Genomic DNA, 24,042 nt, shown 5'->3' on the forward strand with positions numbered 1-24,042 from the left:
CATCACGGATACATCATTTTCTTCAATTCATCTAAAGCTTCGATTGCTGCTAAATTTCCTGTCGTTCCAAATAAACGCTCTTCTAAATCGTAAACACGATTATTTTTAACTGCAGCGAAGTGTTTCCAAATATCATTTGTTTTAAATTCTTTATCAAACATTTTTACAACTTCATCAGGCATACCATGAGCTGCTCGTAAAATAATATCCGGATCAGCTTTCTTTAAATACTCTGTATTAGAAGCTAAATATTCTACTTGTTCACCTTGTACAATGTTTTTACCACCTAATTGTTTCACTAAATCACCAATATAGGAATGCTCAGTTGCTACTAAATAGCTCCCCGGTACACCTAATAAAATAAGCACTGTCGGTTCTTTCTTTCCTTTTACTTCTTTTTGAATGCTAGCAACCTTTTTATCTAACTTCGTTACAACTGCTTCAGCCTGCTTTTCGCGTCCATATTGCTTACCTAAATTACTAATGGAATTTTGCATATTTTTTAAACTAGTTAAGTCCACAAAATTTGCTTTCATACCTACACCGTCAAACACTGGCTTTAATTCATATTCAAGTGTTGTCACGGATAATACTTCTGACGGCTTTAACGACTTTACTTTTTCCATATCAGGACTCATCGGATTCCCGACTTCAGCTAAACCTTTATATCTTTTTGGTAAATCTTTCGTACTCGTTGGCACACCAACTAAATCTACTTCTAACGCATCCATAATTTCAGTAACAGCGACGGTCGTTGCAACAACCCTCTCTTTATCTTCACTCTTTGCCGGCTTCGCTGTTTCTTTTTTTTGTGGGGAGCAACCAGCTATACTCACTAATAAAATGATAGCCATTAGTACACTTGCAATTTTCTTCACTCTTAATCACCACTCCTTTCCAAACAATATGAAACAAGTCTTGATGCGCCCGAAAACGCATCAAGACTCCCAAAATTACAATCTACCAGCTCTATATTTACGAACTAGTAAAGCGAGTGACCCAAGCAGTAGCACCATGTATAAACCAAGCTGTGCTGTATCTGCAGTTTTTGAGTTTTTCTCTTTTTTCGCATCATTATTTGTAGCTTCGTTTTTCTTTTTACCATCTGCATTTCGGTTAAAATCAGGAGTTCCTACTGTTTTTACATTATCTACTTTCGGTGTAGTTACTGGATTTTTCGGATCATTCTTCGGATTTTTTTTGGGATCCTCTTTAATCGTTCCTAACGCACCAATATTATTTGTATCAAATTGGATTTGTACATCGTAGAAATGATGGTAGTTCATTTCGTTAATATCTACTTTTACTTTTGCATTTAATTTTGCAAATAAATCACTTACTTCAAATTGCACTACTCTCGTATTTGCATTTTTATCTTCGCTCACTATTTTCGCATCAGCAAATAGACCATTGTTTTCTGTTTGGAATTTCGTAATCCACGCACTATTTTTCAGTGTCATCTCAATGTACTTTTTACCATCTTTAACGATTAATTTTGCTGGATGCACAGTATAGTCATGCATCTTTGAAAGTTCATTTGTTTTGTCTTTTAACACTTTAAATGGAATATCGTATTGACCATCTACTAAATTTTTCGGATCAACGATTACTATCGGCTTATTATCTACTTCTTGGTTATTGTTTCCACCTTGGTTGTCATTTCCACCTTGGCTATCGTTTCCGCCCTGGTTGTCGTTTCCACCTTGGTTGTTGTTTCCATCTTCGTTACCTGAAACTTTAATACTATTTTGATCAAACACAAATTGAACATCGTAGAAATGGTGATAATTCATCGCATCAATATCTACTTTTACTTTTGCATTTAATTTTTTTGATAAATCATCTACTTCTATTTCTACTACCTTTGTGTTTTTTTCTTTGTTCTCACTTAACGCTTTCGCGTCAACGAAAGAACCATTTTTTTCATACTCAAACTTTGTAATCCACGCACTATTCGTTAATGTAAACGATACATACTTCTTACCATCTTTTACTTTTAATACACCTGGACTCTTTGTATATGTGTTCATGATTGAAATTTCTTCTGTTTTATCTTTTAAAACTTTAAAACCAATGCTATATTCACCATCTTTAAGAGCTTTTGGATCAATGGTTGTGTTATTGCCTTGGTTATTGTTTCCACCTTGGTTTTCGTTTCCGCCTTCGTTGTTGTTCCCACCTTGGTTATTGTTTCCGCCTTCGTTGTTGTTTCCACCTTGGTTTTCGTTTCCACCTTGGTTTTCGTTTCCACCTTGGTTTTCGTTTCCACCTTCGTTGTTGTTTCCACCTTGGTTTTCGTTTCCGCCTTCGTTGTTGTTTCCACCTTCGTTATTGTTTCCACCTTGGTTTTCTACTGGCTGAATACTATCTTTATCAAATGCAAATTGGATATTGTAGAAATGATGGTAATTCATTGAATCGATATCTACTTTCACTTTTGCATTTAACTTTTTAGATAAATCGTTTACTTCTACTTCCACTACGCGTGTATCAGCCTTTTTATCTTCACTTAATACACTTGCATCAATAAACGAACCATTTTTCTCAAATTCAAACTTTGTAATCCATGCACTATTCGTTAATGTGAATGATACATATTTTTTACCGTTTTTTACCTTTAACACGCCTGGACTTTTTGTATACGTATTCATCATTGAAATTTCTTCTGTTTGATCTTTTAAAGCTTTGAAATCGATGCTGTATTCACCATCTTTTATTGTGTCAGCATCTGGATTCTTGTTTCCATCTGGTTTTTCTACTTCTGGCTTTTTATCTTCATCCGGTTGCTTTTCTTCGTTCTTAATTGGCTCAAGTTTTTCTTGATCAAATGAAAGCTGTACCTCATGCGTTTGTTTATAATTTCTTGATGCCATTTCAATAAAAACTTTTGCATTTAGTTTTTTAGATACATCGTCTACTTCAAATTCTACGACTCTTGTATCTTTTTCTTTATCTTCACTCACTACTTTTGCATCAACAAATGCACCATCTTTTTCCGTTTGGAAATTTTTAATTAATGAGCTACTTTTTAACGTTACAACCGCTTTTTTCTTACCATTCTCTACTTTCAATACTCCCGGATTTTCCATGTAACTATTCATTTTAGATTCTTCATCTGTTTTATCTTTTAACACTTTGAAAGGAATGCTGTACGCACCATCTTCAATTGTGTTAGAATTTGGTTGTTGATCTGGGTCAGGCTTTTGGTCGGGCTTCTGACCTGGATCCGTAGTTTCATTTGGATCTGGCTTATTAGCTGGGTCCTCTTTTTCATTTGGTTTTTCTACATGAATTGGTGTAATACTGCTTGAATCAAATTTGATGCGAACATCAAAAACATGATGATAATTCATCGCATCGATATCGACTTTGACTTTTCCATTTAAAACGTTTGCTACATCTGCCACATCGAATTCTACTACTCTAGTATTCTTCTCTTTATTCTCTTCAATCACATTTACATCAACAAACTGACCATCTTTTTCTGTTGTAAACTTCGTAATCCATTCACTATTTTTTAAAGTAAATGAGACTTTTTGTTTACCATCTTTTACTTTTAAAGTAGCTGGACTTATAACATAATCATTCATCTTAGATACTTCATCCGATGTATCTTTAAGAACTTTAAAACCGATTGAATATTCACCGTCAGCTAATTGAGTCGCTGCTTGAACTGCAAGAGGTTGTAATGTTGATACGAATGTAAATATCATTAAGAACATCGCAACAACAATTTTAAAATATCTATTCAATGGAATACCGCTCCTTTATTTAGTTTTGACGTACTTTACGAATGAAGAAAACTCCTGAAATAAGGATTAACGCTGCAAATAATCCGATACGTGCTTCATCGCCTGTTTTTGGGTTATCTGTTTTTTCAGCTTTACCACTTTCATTTGTTCCTTTGTTCGCTTCTTTATTTGCTTCTTTACTCTCTTCTTTTTTCACTTCTTCTTTTAGTTTTGTATCTGTTTTTGTTTGATCGTTATTCTTTGTTACAGCTGTTGCTTTATTTTCTCCACCTACCGCTTTTACATTTGCATCAAATGCAAAGCGAATTGTGTAGTTATGGTCATAATTTACGTTTGGTACAACAACATGAATTTTTGCAGCTGCTGGTTTAGATAAATCATCTATTTTAAACTCTACTGTTCTTTTATCTGCCGATTCATCTTTACTAACAACTTTTGCATCAACAAAATTCCCGTTCTCAGGTGCTTTAAATTCTGTAATCCAAGCACTATGATTCATCGGGATTTGCACTCTCATCTCACCATTTTTCACAACTAGCTTAGCTGGTTTTTCAAAATAATCATTTGCCATTGAAGCTGAATCATTTTCCGCTTTTTGAATGACATAGTTAATATCGTAAGTACCGTCAGCTAGTTGTGCTGCAACTTTCCCATATGGCATGACAAGAAAAGCTAGCATACATACGAACGTTATAATAAAAGCGGGTAATACAGAAATCTTTCTCATTTGACTTACTTCCTCCTTGTTTATCTTTCATCCCTGCTTTTTTGAAAATGATAATTATTCTCATTGTATTAGAAAAAAATAATAATCTTCTATCCTTATTTAATTGTAATTTGTTTATGTAATACAGCTATTATTGATTATCATTCTCAATTCATGTTAAAAATAATATCCCTCTCTATTCTTTATAAAGAGCGATTCGTATTTTAACATAAGTCTCTATTTATTTTGTTGATTATCATTCTCAATGAATCTCAAAAAAAATAAAACTATCCATCTTCCTACTTGATCACCTCTATCTACAAAAATAATATTGTTATAGAAAACCTTATACCTTTCACTCCTCACTTTCCTTCCAATATTTCCACAACTAAGTCAATCTTAGCCTACTCATAATTTTTTTGTCAACTATATTACGTATAAAACTTTAAATATCTGAATTTCCTTATATGTGGCTTTTTCTACAAAAAAAGAGGCTTTCTTTCATAGAAAGCCTCTTTTCTCTATTTTTCTACAGTAACTTCTTGCTTTTGAAACAATGAAATGACATATCCAATTACAATACCTACTAGAGCAGGAACGAACCAACCAATCCCAACACTATATAATGGAATTTTATTTAAAATTGGTGTTAATGCTGCAATCTCAAGATTTGCATTGTGTAATCCATCAAAGAAGCTAATCATGAATGCTCCTACAATACCACCTACATACATTACTAAAGGAAGACGAATGTAGTTTTCAACAAGTGATAATATAATCAGCACGATACCAATTGGGTAAATTGCGATTAAGATTGGTAATGCTAATGCATTTAACTGAGTTAAACCAAGATTCGCTACCATAAATGCTAATACACAGAAAATGAAAACAACTTTTTGATAAGAAAGCTTCGGTAATAAAGAGGAGAAATATTCTCCGCAAGCTGCGACAATCCCTACTGAAGTTGTTAAACATGCTGCTGAAATTGCGATTCCTAATAATAAAGTTCCGTAACTACCGAATAAATGGTTTACAACGTTTGTTAAAATAATTCCTCCGTTTGCTCCCATTCCAAGAGAGACACTAGAAGCTCCAAGATAAGCAAGCGCTAAGTAAACGAGTAGTAAACCAAGTGCTGCAATAAATCCTGCAAAAATCGTTACTTTTGCAATGCTATTTTTATTTGTAATACCTTTTCCTTTTAAAGCATGAATAACAACATTTCCGAAAACAAGTGCTGCAAGTCCATCTAAAGTTAAATATCCGTCAATAAAACCTTTAAAGAGCGGAGCACTATATGCTTCTGTCGGTGCACCAAATTCTCCAATCGGTGTAATAAGTGCTTTCACTACAATAATTGCAATAACGGCTAATAAAATCGGAGTTAATACTTTACCGATGCGGCCCACTAATTTTGATGGGTTTAAAGCTAAATAAAAAGTTATAGCAAAGAAAATAAATGTAAAGATAACAAGCGGGTACGATTGACCAGCTATCTCACTTGGTAAGAACGGTGCAACACTCATTTCATAAGCAACCGTTCCTGTACGCGGCACACTTACAAATACGCCTAAACATAAATAAATTGCAGTAATAAAAACTAGTGCGAATATAGGGTGTACACGCCCTGCTAGCTCATTAATATCTCCCTTTAAAGCTATAACGATAACGCCTAATAAAGGCAATCCAACGCCTGTTACGACAAAACCAAATAGTGCGATCCATACATCTGTTCCAGCGCCTTGTCCTAATGCTGGTGGAAAAATCATATTACCCGCACCGAAAAATAGTGCAAATAACATTAAACTTATTGCAAACATCTCAGAAAACTTTAAAGATGATTTCATTTCTACTAACCTCCTAATTTAATTTTAACAAAATATTCTGAATTAAAATCCGTCATATATCCTCTTTCAAGCATACTTCCCCGTAAAAGAACGCAAAAAACACCCGTCCCTAACAAAGGGACGAGTGTTGAAATCGTGGTTCCACCCTTATTCTAATAAAATGAATTTATAACGAAATAAGCTCATTTTATAGCTCGTGTAAATTGATAACGGTTTTATCCGCCAAGAATTACAATGCATTATACATGCAGTTCACTCTTGAAGTTTAGAGGTGGTAAGCTTGTCTTTTCGTATTAGGAAGCTCACAGCCTAAGGCTTCCCTCTCTGAGAATCGTAAAAAACAACTCATGTCCTCATCATTACTTTTATAAAATATCTTGTCGAAACTTGTTGTTTTTTATTATATGGGCTATTTTTTAAAAAATCAATAGTTTTATTTTTTCTGACAAAAAAATATAGGAAGAAAACTTTTCCTCCCTATAACTGTCCTATTAATAATTCTAATTCTTCAGCTGTAATGTCTCGCCACTTTCCTACTTCAAGATCATTTAGCTCTATATTCATAATGCGAATTCGCTTTAACTTTGTTACAGTAAACCCGAAAGCTCGGCTCATTCTACGAATTTGTCTGTTCATTCCTTGCGTTAAAACGATGCGAAACGTAGACTGATCCACTCTCGTCACTTTACATGGCTTCGTCATTCCATCTTTAATCTTTACACCGCTGGACATCTCATTAATAAACCAATCTGTAAAAGGTTTATCAACTGTAACAACATATTCTTTCTCGTGCTCATGATCACCGTGTAAAATTTGATTGGCAATCCCGCCGTCATTCGTTAATAAAATAAGACCTTCTGACGCTTTATCTAATCGTCCAACAGGAAAAATTCGCTCTGGATAATTAATATAATCAATAATATTATCTTCAATATGATCGGCTGCTGTACAAGTAATACCAACTGGTTTATGAAAAGCAATATACACCTTTTCTTTCTCTTCTTTTGCAATAACCTGTCCATCAATCGTTACAACATCACCTTCATTAACAAGTGCACCGTGCGTACATATTTTGCCATTAATCGCTACGCATCCAGCTTTAATGAGGCGATCTGTTTCACGTCTTGAGCAGGATTTTGCTTCGCTTATGTATTGGTTGATTTTCATAGCTTATTCCTTTTCATATATATTAAAAGCGTCAATCTATGGCAATATCATTATGCCACGATTGACGCTCGTTTACTTCGCAAAAACAACTAAATAAATAACCCCAATCACCAAAAATATTCCGCAACAAGCTAACAATACTTTTGCAAGTTTGTCCATAAACATATAATGGTTTCCCCTTTGTTTCGTTGTTTTCTATTTTAATTCGACAACTGTTACGCCAAGGCCTCCCTCGCCCATGTCACCGTAACGGAATGTTTTCACACCACGATGCTTCTTCAAGTAATCTTGAACACCTTGGCGAAGTGCTCCTGTTCCTTTACCGTGAATGATTGATACACGAGGATAGCTTGCAAGCTGGGCATCGTCTAAATATTTCTCGACGCGCGCCATTGCATTTTCAAATCGTTCACCACGAAGGTCAAGTTCTAATGAAACGTGATAATCTCTACCTTTTACTGTTGCAACTGCTTTTTTCTCTGTTTGCTTCGGTGTGTTAATGTATTCCATATCGGACTCTTTTACTTTCATCTTCAGAATACCGATTTGTACGCTCCACTCTGTATCGCTTACTTTTTCAAGTAATTGACCTTTTTGACCGAACGTTAATACTTTTACTTCATCACCTGCGCGCAACTGTTGTTTCGGCGCAGTATTTTTCACATTTACTTTTTGTTTCTTCACAAGCTCTGGTGCTGCGCCTTCTAGACGGCTCTTCGCTTCAATTAACTCGTGATCTTTCACGTTTGCAAGCTGTGCTTTACGCAATTGACGAAGTTCTTGAATAATGCCTTCTGCTTCTTTCTTTGCAGCTTCGACTTTTTCTTCCCCTTCTTTTTGCGCTTTTAATAATCGTTCATCACGCTCTTCGTTAAATTCAATAATTTGACGTTGTAATTCACGATGCAGTTTTTCAGATTGCTTACGAAGTGCTTCTGCTTCGTTCCAGTCACGCTCTGCATTCTTTTGACTTTCTTCTAACTTCGCAATCATATTTTCAATTTTGTTTGTATCTGTACTAATGTGATTGCGTGCTTGCTCAATGACGCGATCAGATAATCCAAGGCGTTTCGAAATTTCAAAGGCATTACTACGTCCTGGTACACCGATTAATAATTTATACGTTGGACTTAATGTATTTACATCAAACTCAACGCTCGCATTGATAACTTGCTCACGATTATATCCGTATGCTTTTAATTCTGGGTAATGCGTCGTAGCAACAACGCGAGCACCGCGATTACATACTTCATCTAAAATTGAAATGGCAAGTGCAGCCCCTTCTTGCGGGTCTGTTCCAGCACCTAATTCATCGAATAAAACTAAGCTTTCAAAATCAGCTTTTTCTAAAATATCAACAATGTTCACCATATGTGAGGAGAACGTACTTAAACTTTGTTCAATCGATTGCTCATCACCGATATCAGCAAATATATTTTTAAATACACAAATCTCTGACTCATCCATTACTGGAATGTGAAGACCAGATTGCGCCATTAATACACAAATACCAACTGTTTTCAGCGTAACTGTTTTACCACCTGTATTCGGTCCTGTAATAACAATTGTCGTGAAATCTTTCCCTAACATAATGTTATTTGGCACGATAATTTCTGGATCGATAAGCGGATGACGTGCTTGTTTTAAATCCATGTAACGCTCGTTATTTACGATTGGTTTTGTTGCTTTAATTCGCTTCGCATAGAAAGCTTTCGCAAAAATGAAGTCAAGATTTGCAACTACTTCTACGTTTGATAAAACGATATCGGCTTCTACTGCCACTTCTTCTGTTAACATCAATAAGATGCGTTCGATTTCTTGTTTTTCTTTCACACGTGCTTCTTGGAGCGCGTTATTTAATTCTACAATGACTTGCGGTTCAATAAATAACGTTTGTCCAGAAGCTGATTGATCATGAACAATACCGCCATATACGCCGCGGTATTCTTGTTTTACTGGGATTACGTAACGCTCATTACGAATCGTTACAATCGAGTCAGACAGCATCTTTTGCGCGTTTGAAGAACGCGTCATGTTTTCTAACTTTTCACGAATACGGCTTTCCGCAGTACGAATTTGAGTACGAATACCACGCAGTTTATCACTTGCGCTATCGACTACTTCACCGCCGTCACCGATGCAATTTGTAATTTTCTTTTCTAAATCATATAAAGATACAATTTGGGCGACATGAGTTTCTAAAATCGGAAGCTCGACACCATTATCAACCATATCTTCAATGAAACGTTTCATATTGCGACTACCATACATTGTATTTGCAATATCAAGTAGTTCATTCGGACTTAACATACTTCCAATCTTTGCACGCTTCACATTTGAGCGAATATCTGTAATACCACCTAACGGTGCACTACCTTTTAAACGAATGACTTTCGCTGCTTCATCCGTTGTATCTTGCATTTCTACAATTTCTTCAAAATCAGTGCTCGGTACTAAATGCTTCACTTTATCACGGCCAAGTGAAGAGGCTGTATGTTCAAGTAATTGTTCTTTTACTTTATTGTATTCTAATACACGCAACGTTCTTTCTAACATGTTGCAGGTCCCCCTTGTGTTACTTATTACGTTTAATATAGTCTAATAAACGTTCAATATCCCACGTGTTAATCACGTTATCTTTTTGAATCCAACCTTTACGTGCTGCCGCTACGCCTGTTTCCATATCTTCTAACATTTCAAGTGTATGAGCATCCGTGTTAATCGCTACTTTTACACCGGCATCTTGTGCTTGTTTTAATAATTTCGCGCTTAAATCTAGACGGTTTGGATTCGCATTTAATTCTAAAACTGTATTTGTTTCTTTTGCGAGTTCGATTAATAAGTCTGTATCTACATCGTAGCCCTCACGACGTCCAAGAAGACGTCCTGTCGGATGGGCAATCATTGTGACATGTTTATTCTCTAGCGCAGCACGAAGACGTTTCATAATCGTTTCACGGTCTTGTGAGAAGCTAGAGTGAATTGCTCCAATGACATAATCTAGTTCTGCTAATACTTCATCATCAAAATCAAGCGAGGCATCCGGTAAAATGTCCATTTCAATCCCGCGTAAAATTGTAATGTCTGGATACTTTTCGTTCATACGTTCAATTTCTTTCGCCTGCTCGCGAAGGCGCTCTTTCGTTAAACCGTTCGCTACTTTCAAGTATTGTGAGTGATCAGTAATCGCCATAAACTTATATCCACGAGCACGGCACGCTTGTACCATCTCTTCAATAGAAAAAGCACCATCACTCCATGTTGTATGCATATGTAAATCACCTTGTATATCAGAGAACTGAATTAAGTTTGGATACTCTTTAATTAATTCAATTTCTTTTCCATCTTCACGCACTTCTGGCGGGATAAATGGAAGACCGAAATGAGCAAAGAATTCTTCTTCCGTCTCAAATGTTTTCACTTCACCTGTTTCCAAGTTCTCTACACCGTACTCACTAATTTTCTCACCTTTATCTTTTGCGATTTGACGCATTTTTACGTTATGGTCTTTTGATCCTGTGAAATGGTGAAGAGTTGTAATAAACTCTTCTGGTTTTACTAAGCGAAAATCAATCGAAATATCATATTCATATTGAAGACGAACAGAAACTTTCGTATCCCCGCTCGCAATTACTTCAATCATATTATCGAATTGTAGTAAATGCTCACGTACTGCAGCTGGTTCTGTCGTTGCAATAATAAAGTCTAAATCTTTTACTGTTTCACGAACGCGGCGCAAACTACCAGCGCGAGAGAAACGAATTACCTCAGCAATATTCGACAATTTCTCCTCTATTTCCCCGGCAATAGGCAATACCATCGCGATTGGTAAACGCTCTGGACGAGATCCTACTTGATCGATTGCTTCTAATATTTTCTCTTCTGTCTTCTTACCGAAACCAGCTAAAGCTTGTACTTTATTTTCCTCACAAACCGCTTTTAGCGATTCCATATCAACAACACCAAGTTCTTTATATAACTTAGCTACCTTTTTACCACCAAGGCCTGGTAATTTTAATAATGGTAATAAGCTACTTGGCACTTCTTTTTCAAGCTCTTGTAATACTTCAGATGTTCCCGACTCTATATATTCTTGAATAACTGCTGCTGTTCCTTTTCCAATGCCAGGAATCTTCGTGAAATCTTCAATCTCAGAAAGACTACGATCATCACTTTCTAATGCTGCTGCCGCTTTACGAAATGCCGATATTTTAAATGGATTCGCGCCCTTTAGTTCCATAAAAAGCCCGATTGTCTCTAATAATTTAATCACTTGTTTTTTATTTACTTTCATCATTGTCCCGCCTTTCTTTCATAGAAAAAAACTTCTCTTTCCGAAAAAAGAGAAGTTATACTCTGCTACCTGTCTGCCATAGTTCCTTCACCTTTTCAGAGAGAATCGGTGTATCGTCTACAATTATTTTGCTAATTGATGATTGTTGTAATGGTGTTTGTAATTGTTCAATCGGAAGAATGTTCCCAATGATAATTAAGACAAACAAAATAATATATACTTCTAAAAATCCGAGGATTGCCCCCGCAAACGCATTTACTTGCTTTAAAACCGGTATTTCTGCAAACATATTTAACAAATTACCAAGTAATGAAAGTGCAATTTTTGTGATAATAAACAATATGATAAACGCAAGCGCTTGATAAAATACTGTCTCAATATTATTTGCATCAATCCATTCTGGAACAGATACGTTTTTATCAAATGGATACGGAATAAATTTCGCAAGTGCTGGCGCTAAATCTTTACAGTACCAGTATGCAACAAGGTATGCGATAATAAAGCTTGTTAACTTTACAAGTTGCAAGATGAACCCTCTGCGTAAGCCGAGGAAAAATCCCATAACAAGCAGTAAAATGATAATAATATCAATCATGTTATTCCATTCCTTTTTTTGTCATACTTTCTTTCAATTTCTCATGTTCTTCTTTTAATTTTATGTAATCGTGTATGACGTTTACCGCCGTCAATACCGCTAGTCTACTCGTGTCAAGCGAAGGATTCTTGGCATTGAGTTCGCGCATTTTATCATCCACAATCGCTGCTACCATGCGGATATGACTTGTACTTTCATCGCCAACAACTGAATATTGCTGACCATAGATTTCTACATTAATTCGACTTTTCTTTCCCTTTTGTTGTGACAACTCACCGGCCTCCAATCACGTACAGAATCCTAAAGTTTATCATACCATGAACCTTCATAATATGGAAACAGAAAGAACAATCCGATATGATAAAAATAACAATATAAAAAAAGGGGCGACCATTATGTCAAATTCTATCGTAATTCAAACAAGTTCTACAGTAATTGAAGACATGAAACAACAATATAAACATTCGCTTAGCCCGAAAACTCCGCAAGGCGGGATCTTTATGGCAAAAGTGCCATCTTGCACAATCACAGCGTATAAATCTGGAAAAGTAATGTTCCAAGGTGGACGTGCTGAAGCAGAAGCTTCTCGTTGGCAAACTGTCTCTCAAACACCGAAAACAGCTGTAAAAAGATCTGTTGATTCACACCGTTATGCACCGCCTGCTTCCATCGGTACAATGTCGATCGTAGGGTCAGATGAAGTGGGTACTGGTGATTTCTTCGGACCGATGACAGTAGTTGCTGTATATGTGGATGCAAAGCAAATCCCACTACTAAAAGAGCTTGGTGTAAAAGACTCTAAAAACTTAAATGACGAACAAATTACTGCCATTGCGAAACAACTTCTTCACGTTGTCCCTTACAGCTCTCTCGTTCTTCATAACGAAAAATATAACGAGCTATTTGATAAAGGAAACAACCAAGGTAAGTTAAAAGCTTTACTACACAATAAAGCTATTACAAACTTATTAGCTAAAATTGCACCTACAAAACCTGAAGGCGTCTTAATCGACCAATTTACACAACCTGATACATACTACAAATATTTAGCAAAACAAAAACAGGTACAGCGTGAAAATGTTTATTTTGCGACGAAAGGCGAAAGCGTCCATTTAGCAGTAGCCGCTGCTTCCATTTTAGCTCGTTACTCATTCATAAAACAGTTTGACGAACTAAGTAAAAAAGCTGGTATGCCGCTTCCAAAGGGTGCTGGTAAACAAGTTGATATCGCCGCTGCTAAATTAATTCAAAAGCTTGGTAAAGAGCGATTACCTGAGTTTGTGAAACTGCATTTTGCTAATACAGAGAAGGCGTTTCGCTTATTAAAATAGTATCGACAAAAACAGGAGCCTACAAACTCCTGTTTTTTGTTTCACCCTACTATTGTCCTTATAGTTTTGTTATAATTATAATATACAGATTATTCTAACATAGGAGGAGATTCCCATTGCTACTTCTACAAATGATTCTAAATATTTTACTAGGCGATCCACACGAAAGACAGTTTGAAATTAGAGAAAACATTCAGCTACTAAGTGAACAACGAGAGTTTAACGATTTAATAGAGCGTTACGGCCGGTCTTTCTTATTAAACTTTCGGATCCGCAGGTTTATCGGGAAACACGATGCCCGCTCGTTAATACATAATCCAGCAAAACTGCAACACTTCTGTGAGGAACTTGAATGTATGATTAGAAAAAGGAGGTTTTTCATATGAACGCTGTAAAAGTAAAAAAGATATTATATGCTTTCGTACACCTCGTAGGTCCACTTTCTTACCTCACTATTTCTACCATTTGGGGAGCTTTTTTCACTACTAAATCTACATTTGAAAATATTTCTGATAATCTTGGCGTGATGGCCATCTATTACGTGTTCATGAGCTTACTGTGGTTTTTCTATTTCGATCGATTAGACAAAGATGTAGATAATATTACAAAAGAAATTAACGATAAGAAGATGTAACATAAAAAAGGAGAGCCTTGGCGACTCTCCTTTTTTATGTTAGCTTTGTTTCTGCTTCTTATTTGATGAAGGTACTTTATGGGAACCTGTTTCATGTGTCGTCGTTCCTTGTCCTTCTACTTCTGGAGAACCTAGGCCCGATCTTGAATGATCTTTTTTCACTTTTTTACTCATTTATATTCACCCCTTCGCGTTACTTTTTGCTACGGGAGAATAAACTATGCAAAATAAAAAGCGAGAGGAAATCCTCTCGCTTTTTTCATATTTTAGAATTCAGAAGAACCTGGAGTTCTTGGGAATGGAATTACGTCACGGATGTTAGCCATGCCAGTGATGTACATTAGGAAGCGCTCGAAACCTAGACCGAATCCAGCGTGTTTTGTACCGCCGTATTTTCTAAGTTCTAAGTACCACCAGTAGTCCTCTTCGTTCATACCTAATTCTTTAATTCTATCTACTAAAACGTCCATTCTTTCTTCACGTTGACTTCCGCCGATTAATTCACCGATGCCAGGAACTAGAAGGTCAGTAGCAGCTACTGTTTTACCGTCGTCATTTAAGCGCATGTAGAATGCTTTAATGTCTTTCGGATAGTCCGTTACGAATACAGGGCGTTTGAAGATTTCTTCTGATAAGTATCTTTCATGCTCTGTTTGTAAGTCAATACCCCATTCTACTGGGTATTTGAAGTCAGCACCTGATTCTTGAAGTACTTTAATTGCTTCTGTATAAGTGATGCGACCGAAGTCAGAGTTGATTACGTTGTTCATGCGCTCTAGAACTGTTTTATCAACGAAGCTGTTGAAGAATTCCATTTCTTCTGGTGCATGCTCTAATACGTATTTCATTGCATATTTCAGCATATCTTCTGTAAGGTTCATTACGTCACCTAGTTCAGCGAATGCAATCTCAGGCTCAACCATCCAGAACTCAGCAGCGTGGCGAGTTGTGTTTGAATTTTCTGCACGGAATGTAGGTCCGAATGTGTATACATCACGGAATGCTAATGCATAAGCTTCAGCGTTCAGCTGTCCACTTACTGTTAAGTTTGTTTCTTTGCCGAAGAAGTCTTTTGATTCATCAACTTGTCCGTCTTCACCTTTTGGTAGGTTGTTTAAATCTTGTGTTGTTACGCGGAACATTTCTCCCGCACCTTCTGTATCACTACCAGTGATGATTGGTGTGTGAACATGTACGAATCCACGCTCTTGGAAGAATTGGTGAATCGCAAATGCTGCGATAGAACGTACGCGGAACGTTGCAGAGAATGCATTTGTTCTTGGACGTAAGTGAGCAATTGTACGTAAGTATTCAAACGTATGACGTTTCTTTTGAAGTGGGTAATCAGAATCTGATAAGCCCTCAATATCAATTTTTTCTGCTTTAATTTCAAATGGTTGTTTCGCTCCAGGCGTTACAATTACTTTACCTTCTACTTTAACTGAAGAGCTAAGTGGAAGTTTTGCAATTTCTTTGAAGTTATCTAATTCTGTATCGAAAACGATTTGAACGCTTTTGAAGAAGCTACCGTCGTTTAATTCGATGAAGCCAAACGCTTTTGAATCACGTAAGTTACGAATCCACCCTGATACTTGTACTGTTTGACCTGCGTATTTATCTGTATCTCTATACAGACTTTTTACTAATGTGTTTTCCATAGTGAAATTCTCCTTTGCTGATATATTTAAATACAAAAAAACCTTTCATCCATAAAGGGACGAAAGGTTAAACTTCGCGGTACCACCCAATTTGTCATAAAGACCAACTTTAACTCGTATGTAATACATACTTCCCGGTTTGTAACAGGCCGGATTCCCGTCTAAGTCTACTCTTGAATACAAGATTCAATTTCGGTTAGCAACTCCAAGGTGTTCTTCACATATACCGCCTCATCAGGCTCTCACCGTCCCTGACTCGCTTTGGATTATAGTATATACTACTTTTCCTTATCATCGTCTTTCATTTTGTTAAACTAAAATTAATGTACTACATTCGAGAGAAAGATGCAAGATGTCGGAAAATATATCGGCGATTTTTGTAATATATCGACTTACCGACATTTTCCGACAACCAATTCACTAAAAAATTGCCGGAATAAATCCGGCAATTTCTTATTACTTACGTAACTCCGCACCAAATTTCTCTTCTACCGCTGTTAATACACGGTTATGTGCTTCTGTTACTTCTTCGTCTGTTAACGTACGCTCTGGATCGAAGTAGTTCATAGAGAATGCAAGTGACTTCTTGCCTTCTTCCATTTTTTCACCTTCGTATAAGTCAAATAGTGTTACGTCTTTCAGAAGTTCCCCGCCAGCTTCAGCAATAACTTGCTTCATTTCGCCAGCTTTTGTTTCTTTCGTTACGACAACAGCCATGTCACGTGTCATGGATGGGAAACGTGGAATCGCTGAGTAGTAAGTTTCTTCTGCGTCTGCACCGAATACTTTTACAAGAGATAGTTCAAATACGAATGTATTTTTCACATCTAATTGTTTTTCTGCTTCTGGGTGCAATTGACCGATGAAACCAATTACTTCGCCATCTAATACGATGTCAGCTGTACGACCTGGGTGCATACCTTCACGTTTTGCTGGTGCATAAGTGATTTGGTTTGAAACGCCAAGTACGTCGAATAATCCTTCTAGTACACCTTTCACAACGAAGAAGTCTACTACTTTCTTCTCACCTTGCCATGCATGGTGAAGAGCAAGACCTGTCATAACACCTGCAAGATGTTGTTCTTCTTTCGGAAGTTCTCCTTCTTCTGTCGGTAAGAAGATAGAACCTACTTCGTATAAAGCAACACTGTCGTTTTTACGTGCAACGTTGTATGAAACTGCTTCTAACAATTGTGGTACTAAGCTTAAACGAAGTTGGCTACGCTCTTCACTCATTGGAAGCGCAAGACCTACAGGCGCCTTTTCGTTTGGCTCAACCATATATTGTTTCGCTTTGTCAGCGCTTGTTAATGAATACGTGATTGCTTCATATAAACCAGCACCTTCTAAGAAGCGACGTACTTTACGACGTTTCGTTTGTGCTGATGTTAATTTACCACGAGTCATCGTTCCAGAAGGTAATGTAACTGGAATGTGGTCATAACCGTATAGACGGCCCACTTCTTCTACTAAGTCTTCTGAAATTGTAATGTCAGGACGACGTGCTGGTACATTCACGTGGAATGTTCCTTCTACTTCTGTGAATGGGAATTTTAAGTTTGTGAACATTGTACCCATTTCACTTGCAGAAATATTTGTACCTAATACACGGTTTACTTTGTCAGCAGTAACAGATACTGTACGCTCTTGTACTTGTAAGTTGTCAGCTTCTACTACACCTTCAAGCGCCTCACCGCCAGCGTATTTCGCCATTAAAGCAGCTGCGTGTTGAATTGCTTCAAATGTACGTGTTGGGTCGATTCCTTTTTCGAAACGCGCACTTGACTCACTGCGAAGACCTAAGTCTTTTGATGTACGGCGCACTGTTTGACCCGCAAAGTATGCAGACTCAATTAGAACGTTTACTGTCTCATTTGTAACTTCAGAATCCGCTCCACCCATTACACCAGCAACAGCTAACGCTTTTGTGCCGTTTGTAATGACAAGGTGGTGGCTTTGTAATGTACGTTCTTGATCATCTAACGTTTCAATTTTTTCGCCTTCTTTTGCAAGACGAACAACGATTTCTTTTGAACCTAATTTATCGTAATCGAATGCATGTAACGGTTGACCGTATTCCATTAAAATGTAGTTTGTAATATCAACTACGTTGCTAATTGGACGAATGCCAGCTGCCATAAGGCGCGTTTGCATCCACATTGGTGACGGACCAATTTTTACGTTCTTTACCATTTTTGCAATGTATAATGGGTTTTCTTCTTTCGCTTCTACACTTACAGAAATGTAATCAGCAGTTTTTTCTGCTGTTTCTTGTAAGTCGATAGCTGGAAGTTTTACTTCACGGCCGTAAATAGCAGCTACTTCATATGCAACACCTAACATGTTTAAGCAATCTGCACGGTTTGGTGTTAAACCAAGCTCAAGTACTTCATCATGTAAGTTTAAAATTTCAAGTGCATCTGCACCAACTTCAGCGTCACTTGGGAAGATGAAGATACCATCTGCATATTCTTTTGAAACTAACTTTCCATCAATGCCAAGCTCTTGAAGAGCACAAACCATACCGTGAGAAGCTTCACCACGTAGTTTTGCTTTTTTGATTTTGAAATTACCAGGTAGTACAGCGCCAACTTTTGCAACTGGTACTTTTAAACCTTTTGCAATGTTAGCAGCACCACAAATAATTTGAACTGGTTCTTCTTCACCGATATCGATTAAGCATTTGCTTAACTTATCAGCTTCTGGGTGTTTTTCACATTCTAATACGTGACCAACTACAACACCTTTTACACCTTTATTTAATACTTCAACGCCTTCTACTTCAATACCACTTTTCGTGATTTTGTCTGCTAGTTCTTGTGCCGTTACATCTTTAATATCTACATACTCTTGTAACCAACGATATGATACGAACATACTTATCCTCTCCTTCCCTTACGCTCGTTTGAATTGTTGTAAGAAACGTACATCATTTGTATAGAAATGACGAATGTCATCTACGCCGTATTTCAACATTGCGATACGCTCTGCGCCCATACCGAATGCGAAACCTTGATATTCTTTTGAATCATAACCAGCCATTTCAAGTACGTTCGGGTGAACCATACCTGCGCCTAAAATTTCAATCCAACCAGTTCCTTTACAAGTGCCGCAACCTTTGCCGTGACACATCATACAAGAAATATCCATCTCTACAGATGGCTCTGTAAATGGGAAGAAACTTGGACGAAGACGGATTTCACGATCTTCACCGAACATCTTTTTCACGAATACTTGCAGTGTACCTTTTAAGTCACTCATGCGAATGTTTTTATCAATTACAAGACCTTCAATTTGCATGAACTGGTGTGAATGCGTCGCATCATCGTCATCGCGGCGATACACTTTACCAGGACAAATAATTTTAATTGGGCCTTTTTCTTTATTATTTTCCATCGTACGTGCTTGCACAGAAGATGTATGTGTACGTAGTAACGTTTCTTCTGTAATGTAGAATGTATCTTGCATATCACGTGCTGGGTGATCTTTCGGTAAGTTTAATGCTTCGAAGTTGTAGTAGTCTTTTTCTACTTCTGTTCCTTCCGCTACTTCATAACCCATACCGATGAATACATCTTCAATTTGTTCAACAACAGCTGTTAACGGATGATGACAACCTGTTTCAACAGGACGACCTGGCAATGTAACATCAATTGTTTCATTAGCTAATTTCGCTTCGATTACTGCTTTTTCTAAATTACTAATTTTGTCGTCTAAACGAGTTTGAATCGCTTCACGTACTTCATTTACTAATGCTCCCATACGTGGACGCTCTTCTGCTGATAATTTTCCCATGCCGCGTAATACTTCTGTAATTGGACCTTTTTTTCCTAAATACGCTACGCGTACGTCGTTTAAGCCTTTTAGCTCTTTCGCTTCTTCAATAAGCTCTAACGCTTTTTGCTTTAGCTCTTTTAAACGTGCTTCCATTTGGAACCCTCCTAATTTTAAAAATAAAAAAACCTCGCTCCCAAAAAGGGACGAGGTAAATTCGCGGTACCACCCTAAATTGACAGAACATGTCTGCCCACTCATTAGTTATAACGATCAATTCTGACCGGAACGCCTTTACATATACATGGTCCTGGCGTCAACTCCAGAGGTGAATTCACTTCCGTCTACCATAAGAATGCTTTCAGTCTACGGCATTCTCTCCCTATATGGCGATTTTGTAAGCTACTCTTCTCTATCAACGTTTTTCGTTATTTAACTTTTAATATAATGCACTTCAACTTATTATAAGAAGTTTTTTATTGGTTCGCAACCGGGCTTTGCAAATAATACGTTAAAATCCCAGCTGCAACTGCAACATTTAATGATTCTGCCCCGCCGTAAATCGGAATATACAAGTTTTGATCCGTTTTTGCAAGAATTTCTTGGCGTACGCCGTTTCCTTCATTTCCTACAATTAATGCAAAACTACCAGCTGGTGTTACTTCCCCGTACGGAACTCCATTTTCAAGAGCTGTTCCATATACAGGAACGTTATTTTCTTTTAGCTTGTCTACCCATTCTTCTAAGTTCCCTTTTACAATTGGTAAGTGGAAAATAGAACCTTGTGTAGAACGGAGTACTTTACTATTATAAACATCAACACAACCTTCTCCAAGCACAACGGCATGAATACCAGCTGCATCAGCTGTACGAATAATTGTCCCTAAGTTACCTGGATCTTGCAGGCCATCTAATAAAAGAAACTTCCCATCAGCAAGAGCTACTTCCTTCTCATGCTTTTCACAAACAGCAAATACACCTTGTGTCGTTTCTGTTTCACGAAGTACTTTTACGATTGCTTCCGGTACGATATACATTTCTACATCATTAACTGTCCAATCTTTCGGAAGGTCTGTCTGATCTGAAACGATAAGTTCTGTTACAACTCCTGCTTTTAAAGCTTCCTCTACTAAATGGAATCCTTCTACAAAAAATAAACCTTTTTTATCGCGCTCTTTTTTCGTTTGCAGCTTTTTCCACTGCTTCACACGCGGATTTTGTACTGAATCAATGTTTTTCATAATATGTATTTCCCTCTCTTCTTGTCTTATCATTATAGCCTATTTTTCATACATATTTACATAAAAAAGAACAAAAACTAACGTCAGTTTCAATTCTGAAGAAGAGGTGAAAACAATGAGTTTTAATTTACGCGGTGCTGTATTAGCAAATGTATCTGGTAATACACAAGATCAATTACAAGAAACAATTGTCGATGCAATTCAAAGTGGTGAAGAAAAGATGCTTCCAGGTCTGGGTGTTTTATTTGAAGTCATTTGGAAAAATGCTGATGAAAATGAAAAGCACGAAATGTTAGAAACACTAGAGCAAGGATTAAAAAAATAAGCAATTTGAAAATCACCTTTGCATAAGCTAAGGTGATTTTTTTGCAGAAAATTTTTTTCTTCTCCTAAACATTTCTACTTTACTAACGAACTATGATGAAGTACAATGTTCAAAATACATTTAAACCGATCGATTTTTCTTCATATACACCATAAGATAAAGTGAAACTTTAATTAGTGGGGAGGGGTGTTCATCCCCACTAATTATTAGTTGAACCAATCGGGCTTTTACGGGCAGTTGATTCCTCACCTAACTTCCTCGTATTCGCTGAATTTTGAATTAGGAATCTTACTGCCCGTTAAAGCGGGATAAAAGGAGTGAATGTTTTATGCACCGTATTACGCTTGAACAAATTTTTAAACACCATATTACACAAAAATACGTAAATCGTTCTGGGATGGTCCACGCGATTGCTGTCGCTTACCATGCGTTTCACTTAGCTAAAAAGCATCACGCCTCAGTCGATGCTGCGACAAAAGCCGGTTTCCTTCATGATATCGGACATCATACGTGGTACACAGGCGGCGAATGGGATTATGACTTATATAAAAAGAATGATATCCATGCAATTAAAGGCGCTGAAAGAGCACATAAATTACTTATTAGATTGGGAGAACATCCAAAACTAGCAAAAGAAATTTCTATCGCAATTCTTCTTCATACAGATTCTTTCTTAGTACAGCAAGAAATCGAAAGAACATCTCTGCAAAACATTATTAAATGGGCAGACGAAGCAGATGAAGAACCGGGCGGAGCGCATCATTATCGAACAATTTCTTATGAAAAAGCACTAAAAGCAATTCAACAGTTAGACCGATTGGTAGAGCGTGAATTACAAATAGAGCAATCAAAATCGAATAACAAAGCAGAACATAGTTATCAATAAGAAAGAGGCATCACTATAGGGTGATACCTCTTTTATTATTTTATGGAAAATACACCTTTATATGTAATATTTAAATGTTACACCCGAAAACAAGATGTTATATAATTAAATATACAAATATAAAGAGGTGATTTTACATATGCAATCTGCTACACAACTTTCCAATGAACAGAACTACTCTATGTCATGGTTACAATTTCTTGGAGTTTTATTCATTCTCTTTCCATGTCTCTCATTAATAAATATAATTCTTACATTTTTACCTATTGAGTTATACGGATACATTAACCCAAATACAAATAAATTTTTGCTTGATTCTATAAAAAATGTAAGTTATGAATTAGTTGCCTTACTTTTACTAATTGCATTTATCACGAAATATAGACCACTGAAAGAACTAGTATTACCTACATTCGATTTTCGAGTTTTAAAATCTTTTCGGATGTACATCTATGTTCTTATTTATTATGTAATCACCTTGTTTGTAGATATGTTTTTGCTAGATAAATTATTCCCTTCATCCGTACAAGAACAGTCTGATGCATTACAACTTTCAACACTAGAGCACTATCCACTTCTCTTACTTCTAGCTAGTGGGATTTTTGCCCCTATTTTTGAAGAGCTTGTATGCAGAGGGATTCTTCTTCGTTTTTTCGAAGAGAAGTTTACCTTTTGGATAGCTGTAATCCTCTCAAGTTTAATTTTCGGTATTGCTCATGCCTACTCTGTGGGAGTTATGTTTAGTGCATTTGTTACTGGAATTTTCGCTTGTTTATTGTACAAACAAACTAAATCTATTATTCCAGCTGTCCTATTACACATTTTAACCAACGTAATCGCTTTTTTATATTAAGAGAGAGGTATCACAATACCTCTCTTTACTCTTTTATCACAATTATAAACTCTTCTGTTAACACTTTTAGACAAACCATTTGTACAGAACATCAATATAAAATTATTAATGTCTGTAAATAGTAGCTTCAACATATCTTTTTTACTACAATGATGACTTTTTTGTATAAATATTCTATAATCTTTATATATAAATATTTAATAAAAAAGGATAGGTGATTCACTATTATACAAGCCACGCAACTAACTTACCCACAAAAACATCCTATGTCACTCTCACAATTTCTATTTTCGCTCGTTTTCGCGATTTGGGGAACAGGATTTCTAGCTGACCTCTTTATAGGTCTTCCTACCGTTATTTATACAGACAGTTTAACCGATCCAAAACAAATTGCTTTAGCAAAATCACTTACTACTTTTGGAAGGCATTTATTTGTATTGTGCATTTTATTAATTTTAATTTATGCATATAAACCGTTAAGAAATTTAATTGTCCCAACACTAAACTTTACAGCATTAAAAAAAGTAAGCACCTACATCTATATAATCCTTTTTTACGGACTACATATCATTAATGATATATTTATCATTAATAATATTTTTCCTGATGCGGTAAAAGAACAGTCATCCGCTTTAGACCTAGAAATGTTAAAACAATACAAACTGTTATTGCTAATAGGTGGCGCTATACTTGTACCTATTTTTGAAGAACTTATAGTTCGCGGCATTATTCTTCACTTCCTACAACAGCGCTTCCCCTTTTGGATTGCAGCACTTGGGTCTAGCTTCCTCTTCGGAATAGGTCATATATACTCAACTGGTGTGATGTTTAGTATGTTCATCATGGGTTTATTTATGGCGATTTTATGTAAAAAAACAAAATCCATTATTCCAGCTATGTTACTTCATATTATAAATAATATGTTGGCATTTTTAGGATAAAGAGAGGTATCATCACGATACCTCTCTTTACACTTTTA

Annotated in this window: 21 protein-coding genes and 3 other annotated features; of the genes, 7 read left to right on the forward strand and 14 right to left on the reverse strand. The window is 36.5% G+C overall.

The window, feature by feature from the left end; all coding sequences use genetic code 11:
* Positions 1 to 2: 2 nt before the first annotated feature.
* The 9 genes from isdE to zapA form a co-directional block, all read right to left on the reverse strand.
* The gene (gene isdE, locus MR070_RS04025) at positions 3 to 878 is read right to left on the reverse strand and encodes a heme ABC transporter substrate-binding protein IsdE (RefSeq protein WP_000717360.1); all 876 of its coding nucleotides are present in this window, start codon (positions 876 to 878) and stop codon (positions 3 to 5) included.
* Between the two features lie 75 nt (positions 879 to 953).
* On the reverse strand, positions 954 to 3,752 hold the full coding sequence (locus tag MR070_RS04030; RefSeq protein ID WP_242260587.1) for an NEAT domain-containing protein: 2,799 nt from the start codon (positions 3,750 to 3,752) through the stop codon (positions 954 to 956).
* A 19-nt stretch (positions 3,753 to 3,771) separates the two neighbouring features.
* Positions 3,772 to 4,479 (reverse strand): heme uptake protein IsdC, encoded by a 708-nt coding sequence (gene isdC, locus MR070_RS04035; RefSeq protein ID WP_070806926.1) that lies wholly within the window; start codon positions 4,477 to 4,479, stop codon positions 3,772 to 3,774.
* A 500-nt stretch (positions 4,480 to 4,979) separates the two neighbouring features.
* A complete protein-coding gene (gene brnQ6 / locus MR070_RS04040; protein WP_242260590.1) occupies positions 4,980 to 6,305 on the reverse strand; it encodes a branched-chain amino acid transport system II carrier protein BrnQ6 in 1,326 nt (441 codons plus the stop codon).
* A 113-nt stretch (positions 6,306 to 6,418) separates the two neighbouring features.
* Positions 6,419 to 6,674, reverse strand: a binding site (T-box leader).
* A gap of 108 nt (positions 6,675 to 6,782) precedes the next feature.
* Complete coding sequence (locus MR070_RS04045) at positions 6,783 to 7,472, reverse strand: 23S rRNA pseudouridine(2604) synthase RluF (RefSeq protein ID WP_242260592.1); 690 nt, start codon at positions 7,470 to 7,472, stop codon at positions 6,783 to 6,785.
* A 195-nt stretch (positions 7,473 to 7,667) separates the two neighbouring features.
* Positions 7,668 to 10,028 (reverse strand): endonuclease MutS2, encoded by a 2,361-nt coding sequence (locus MR070_RS04050; RefSeq protein WP_242260593.1) that lies wholly within the window; start codon positions 10,026 to 10,028, stop codon positions 7,668 to 7,670.
* A gap of 19 nt (positions 10,029 to 10,047) precedes the next feature.
* Positions 10,048 to 11,766 (reverse strand): DNA polymerase/3'-5' exonuclease PolX, encoded by a 1,719-nt coding sequence (gene polX, locus MR070_RS04055; RefSeq protein WP_000867537.1) that lies wholly within the window; start codon positions 11,764 to 11,766, stop codon positions 10,048 to 10,050.
* A gap of 55 nt (positions 11,767 to 11,821) precedes the next feature.
* Positions 11,822 to 12,361 carry a CvpA family protein gene (locus MR070_RS04060; RefSeq protein ID WP_000565408.1) on the reverse strand — a complete coding sequence of 180 codons (540 nt, stop codon included), beginning with the start codon at positions 12,359 to 12,361 and terminating at the stop codon, positions 11,822 to 11,824.
* Position 12,362: 1 nt separating this feature from the next.
* Complete coding sequence (zapA, locus tag MR070_RS04065; RefSeq protein ID WP_000082701.1) at positions 12,363 to 12,632, reverse strand: cell division protein ZapA; 270 nt, start codon at positions 12,630 to 12,632, stop codon at positions 12,363 to 12,365.
* Between the two features lie 124 nt (positions 12,633 to 12,756).
* On the opposite strand from zapA, the gene rnhC reads away from it, so the two are divergent.
* From rnhC to MR070_RS04080, 3 genes are all read left to right on the forward strand, one after another.
* Positions 12,757 to 13,692 carry a ribonuclease HIII gene (rnhC, locus tag MR070_RS04070; protein WP_113741677.1) on the forward strand — a complete coding sequence of 312 codons (936 nt, stop codon included), beginning with the start codon at positions 12,757 to 12,759 and terminating at the stop codon, positions 13,690 to 13,692.
* 116 nt (positions 13,693 to 13,808) lie between these two features.
* Positions 13,809 to 14,078, forward strand: coding sequence for a hypothetical protein (locus tag MR070_RS04075; protein ID WP_033660118.1), 270 nt, complete (start codon positions 13,809 to 13,811; stop codon positions 14,076 to 14,078).
* On the forward strand, positions 14,075 to 14,326 hold the full coding sequence (locus MR070_RS04080) for a hypothetical protein (RefSeq protein WP_242260595.1): 252 nt from the start codon (positions 14,075 to 14,077) through the stop codon (positions 14,324 to 14,326). The genes MR070_RS04075 and MR070_RS04080 overlap by 4 nt, the downstream gene beginning before the upstream one ends.
* A gap of 39 nt (positions 14,327 to 14,365) precedes the next feature.
* Here MR070_RS04080 and MR070_RS04085 read toward each other — a convergent pair whose 3' ends face one another.
* The 5 genes from MR070_RS04085 to MR070_RS04105 all read right to left on the reverse strand — a co-directional run bounded on the left by MR070_RS04085 (position 14,366) and on the right by MR070_RS04105 (position 21,032).
* Positions 14,366 to 14,500, reverse strand: a complete 135-nt coding sequence (locus MR070_RS04085) for a YuzL family protein (protein ID WP_000039587.1) — start codon at positions 14,498 to 14,500, stop codon at positions 14,366 to 14,368.
* A 92-nt stretch (positions 14,501 to 14,592) separates the two neighbouring features.
* Positions 14,593 to 15,984: an asparagine--tRNA ligase gene (asnS, locus tag MR070_RS04090; RefSeq protein ID WP_098921008.1), complete on the reverse strand. Its 1,392-nt coding sequence runs from the start codon at positions 15,982 to 15,984 to the stop codon at positions 14,593 to 14,595.
* A gap of 52 nt (positions 15,985 to 16,036) precedes the next feature.
* Positions 16,037 to 16,288 (reverse strand) — a binding site (T-box leader).
* Between the two features lie 152 nt (positions 16,289 to 16,440).
* Positions 16,441 to 18,861: a phenylalanine--tRNA ligase subunit beta gene (pheT, locus tag MR070_RS04095; protein ID WP_073529857.1), complete on the reverse strand. Its 2,421-nt coding sequence runs from the start codon at positions 18,859 to 18,861 to the stop codon at positions 16,441 to 16,443.
* 18 nt (positions 18,862 to 18,879) lie between these two features.
* Entirely contained in the window at positions 18,880 to 19,914 is a 1,035-nt protein-coding gene (gene pheS / locus MR070_RS04100; protein ID WP_044790621.1) for a phenylalanine--tRNA ligase subunit alpha, read from the reverse strand.
* 43 nt (positions 19,915 to 19,957) lie between these two features.
* Positions 19,958 to 20,186: a binding site (T-box leader), on the reverse strand.
* Positions 20,187 to 20,234: 48 nt separating this feature from the next.
* Positions 20,235 to 21,032, reverse strand: coding sequence for a TrmH family RNA methyltransferase (locus MR070_RS04105; protein WP_011733376.1), 798 nt, complete (start codon positions 21,030 to 21,032; stop codon positions 20,235 to 20,237).
* Between the two features lie 82 nt (positions 21,033 to 21,114).
* On the opposite strand from MR070_RS04105, the gene sspI reads away from it, so the two are divergent.
* The 4 genes from sspI (at position 21,115) to MR070_RS04125 (ending at position 24,004) form a co-directional block, all read left to right on the forward strand.
* A complete protein-coding gene (gene sspI, locus MR070_RS04110; RefSeq protein ID WP_000009513.1) occupies positions 21,115 to 21,324 on the forward strand; it encodes a small acid-soluble spore protein SspI in 210 nt (69 codons plus the stop codon).
* A 328-nt stretch (positions 21,325 to 21,652) separates the two neighbouring features.
* On the forward strand, positions 21,653 to 22,210 hold the full coding sequence (locus MR070_RS04115; protein WP_000554791.1) for an HD domain-containing protein: 558 nt from the start codon (positions 21,653 to 21,655) through the stop codon (positions 22,208 to 22,210).
* A gap of 139 nt (positions 22,211 to 22,349) precedes the next feature.
* Positions 22,350 to 23,063 carry a CPBP family intramembrane glutamic endopeptidase gene (locus tag MR070_RS04120; protein WP_242260597.1) on the forward strand — a complete coding sequence of 238 codons (714 nt, stop codon included), beginning with the start codon at positions 22,350 to 22,352 and terminating at the stop codon, positions 23,061 to 23,063.
* 266 nt (positions 23,064 to 23,329) lie between these two features.
* Positions 23,330 to 24,004 carry a CPBP family intramembrane glutamic endopeptidase gene (locus MR070_RS04125; protein WP_242260599.1) on the forward strand — a complete coding sequence of 225 codons (675 nt, stop codon included), beginning with the start codon at positions 23,330 to 23,332 and terminating at the stop codon, positions 24,002 to 24,004.
* The last annotated feature ends 38 nt before the right edge of the window (positions 24,005 to 24,042 follow it).

Origin of the sequence: Bacillus cereus group sp. BfR-BA-01453 (assembly GCF_022662915.1) — a bacterium.
In the GTDB taxonomy this organism is placed as follows: Bacteria; Bacillota; Bacilli; order Bacillales; family Bacillaceae_G; genus Bacillus_A; species Bacillus_A paranthracis.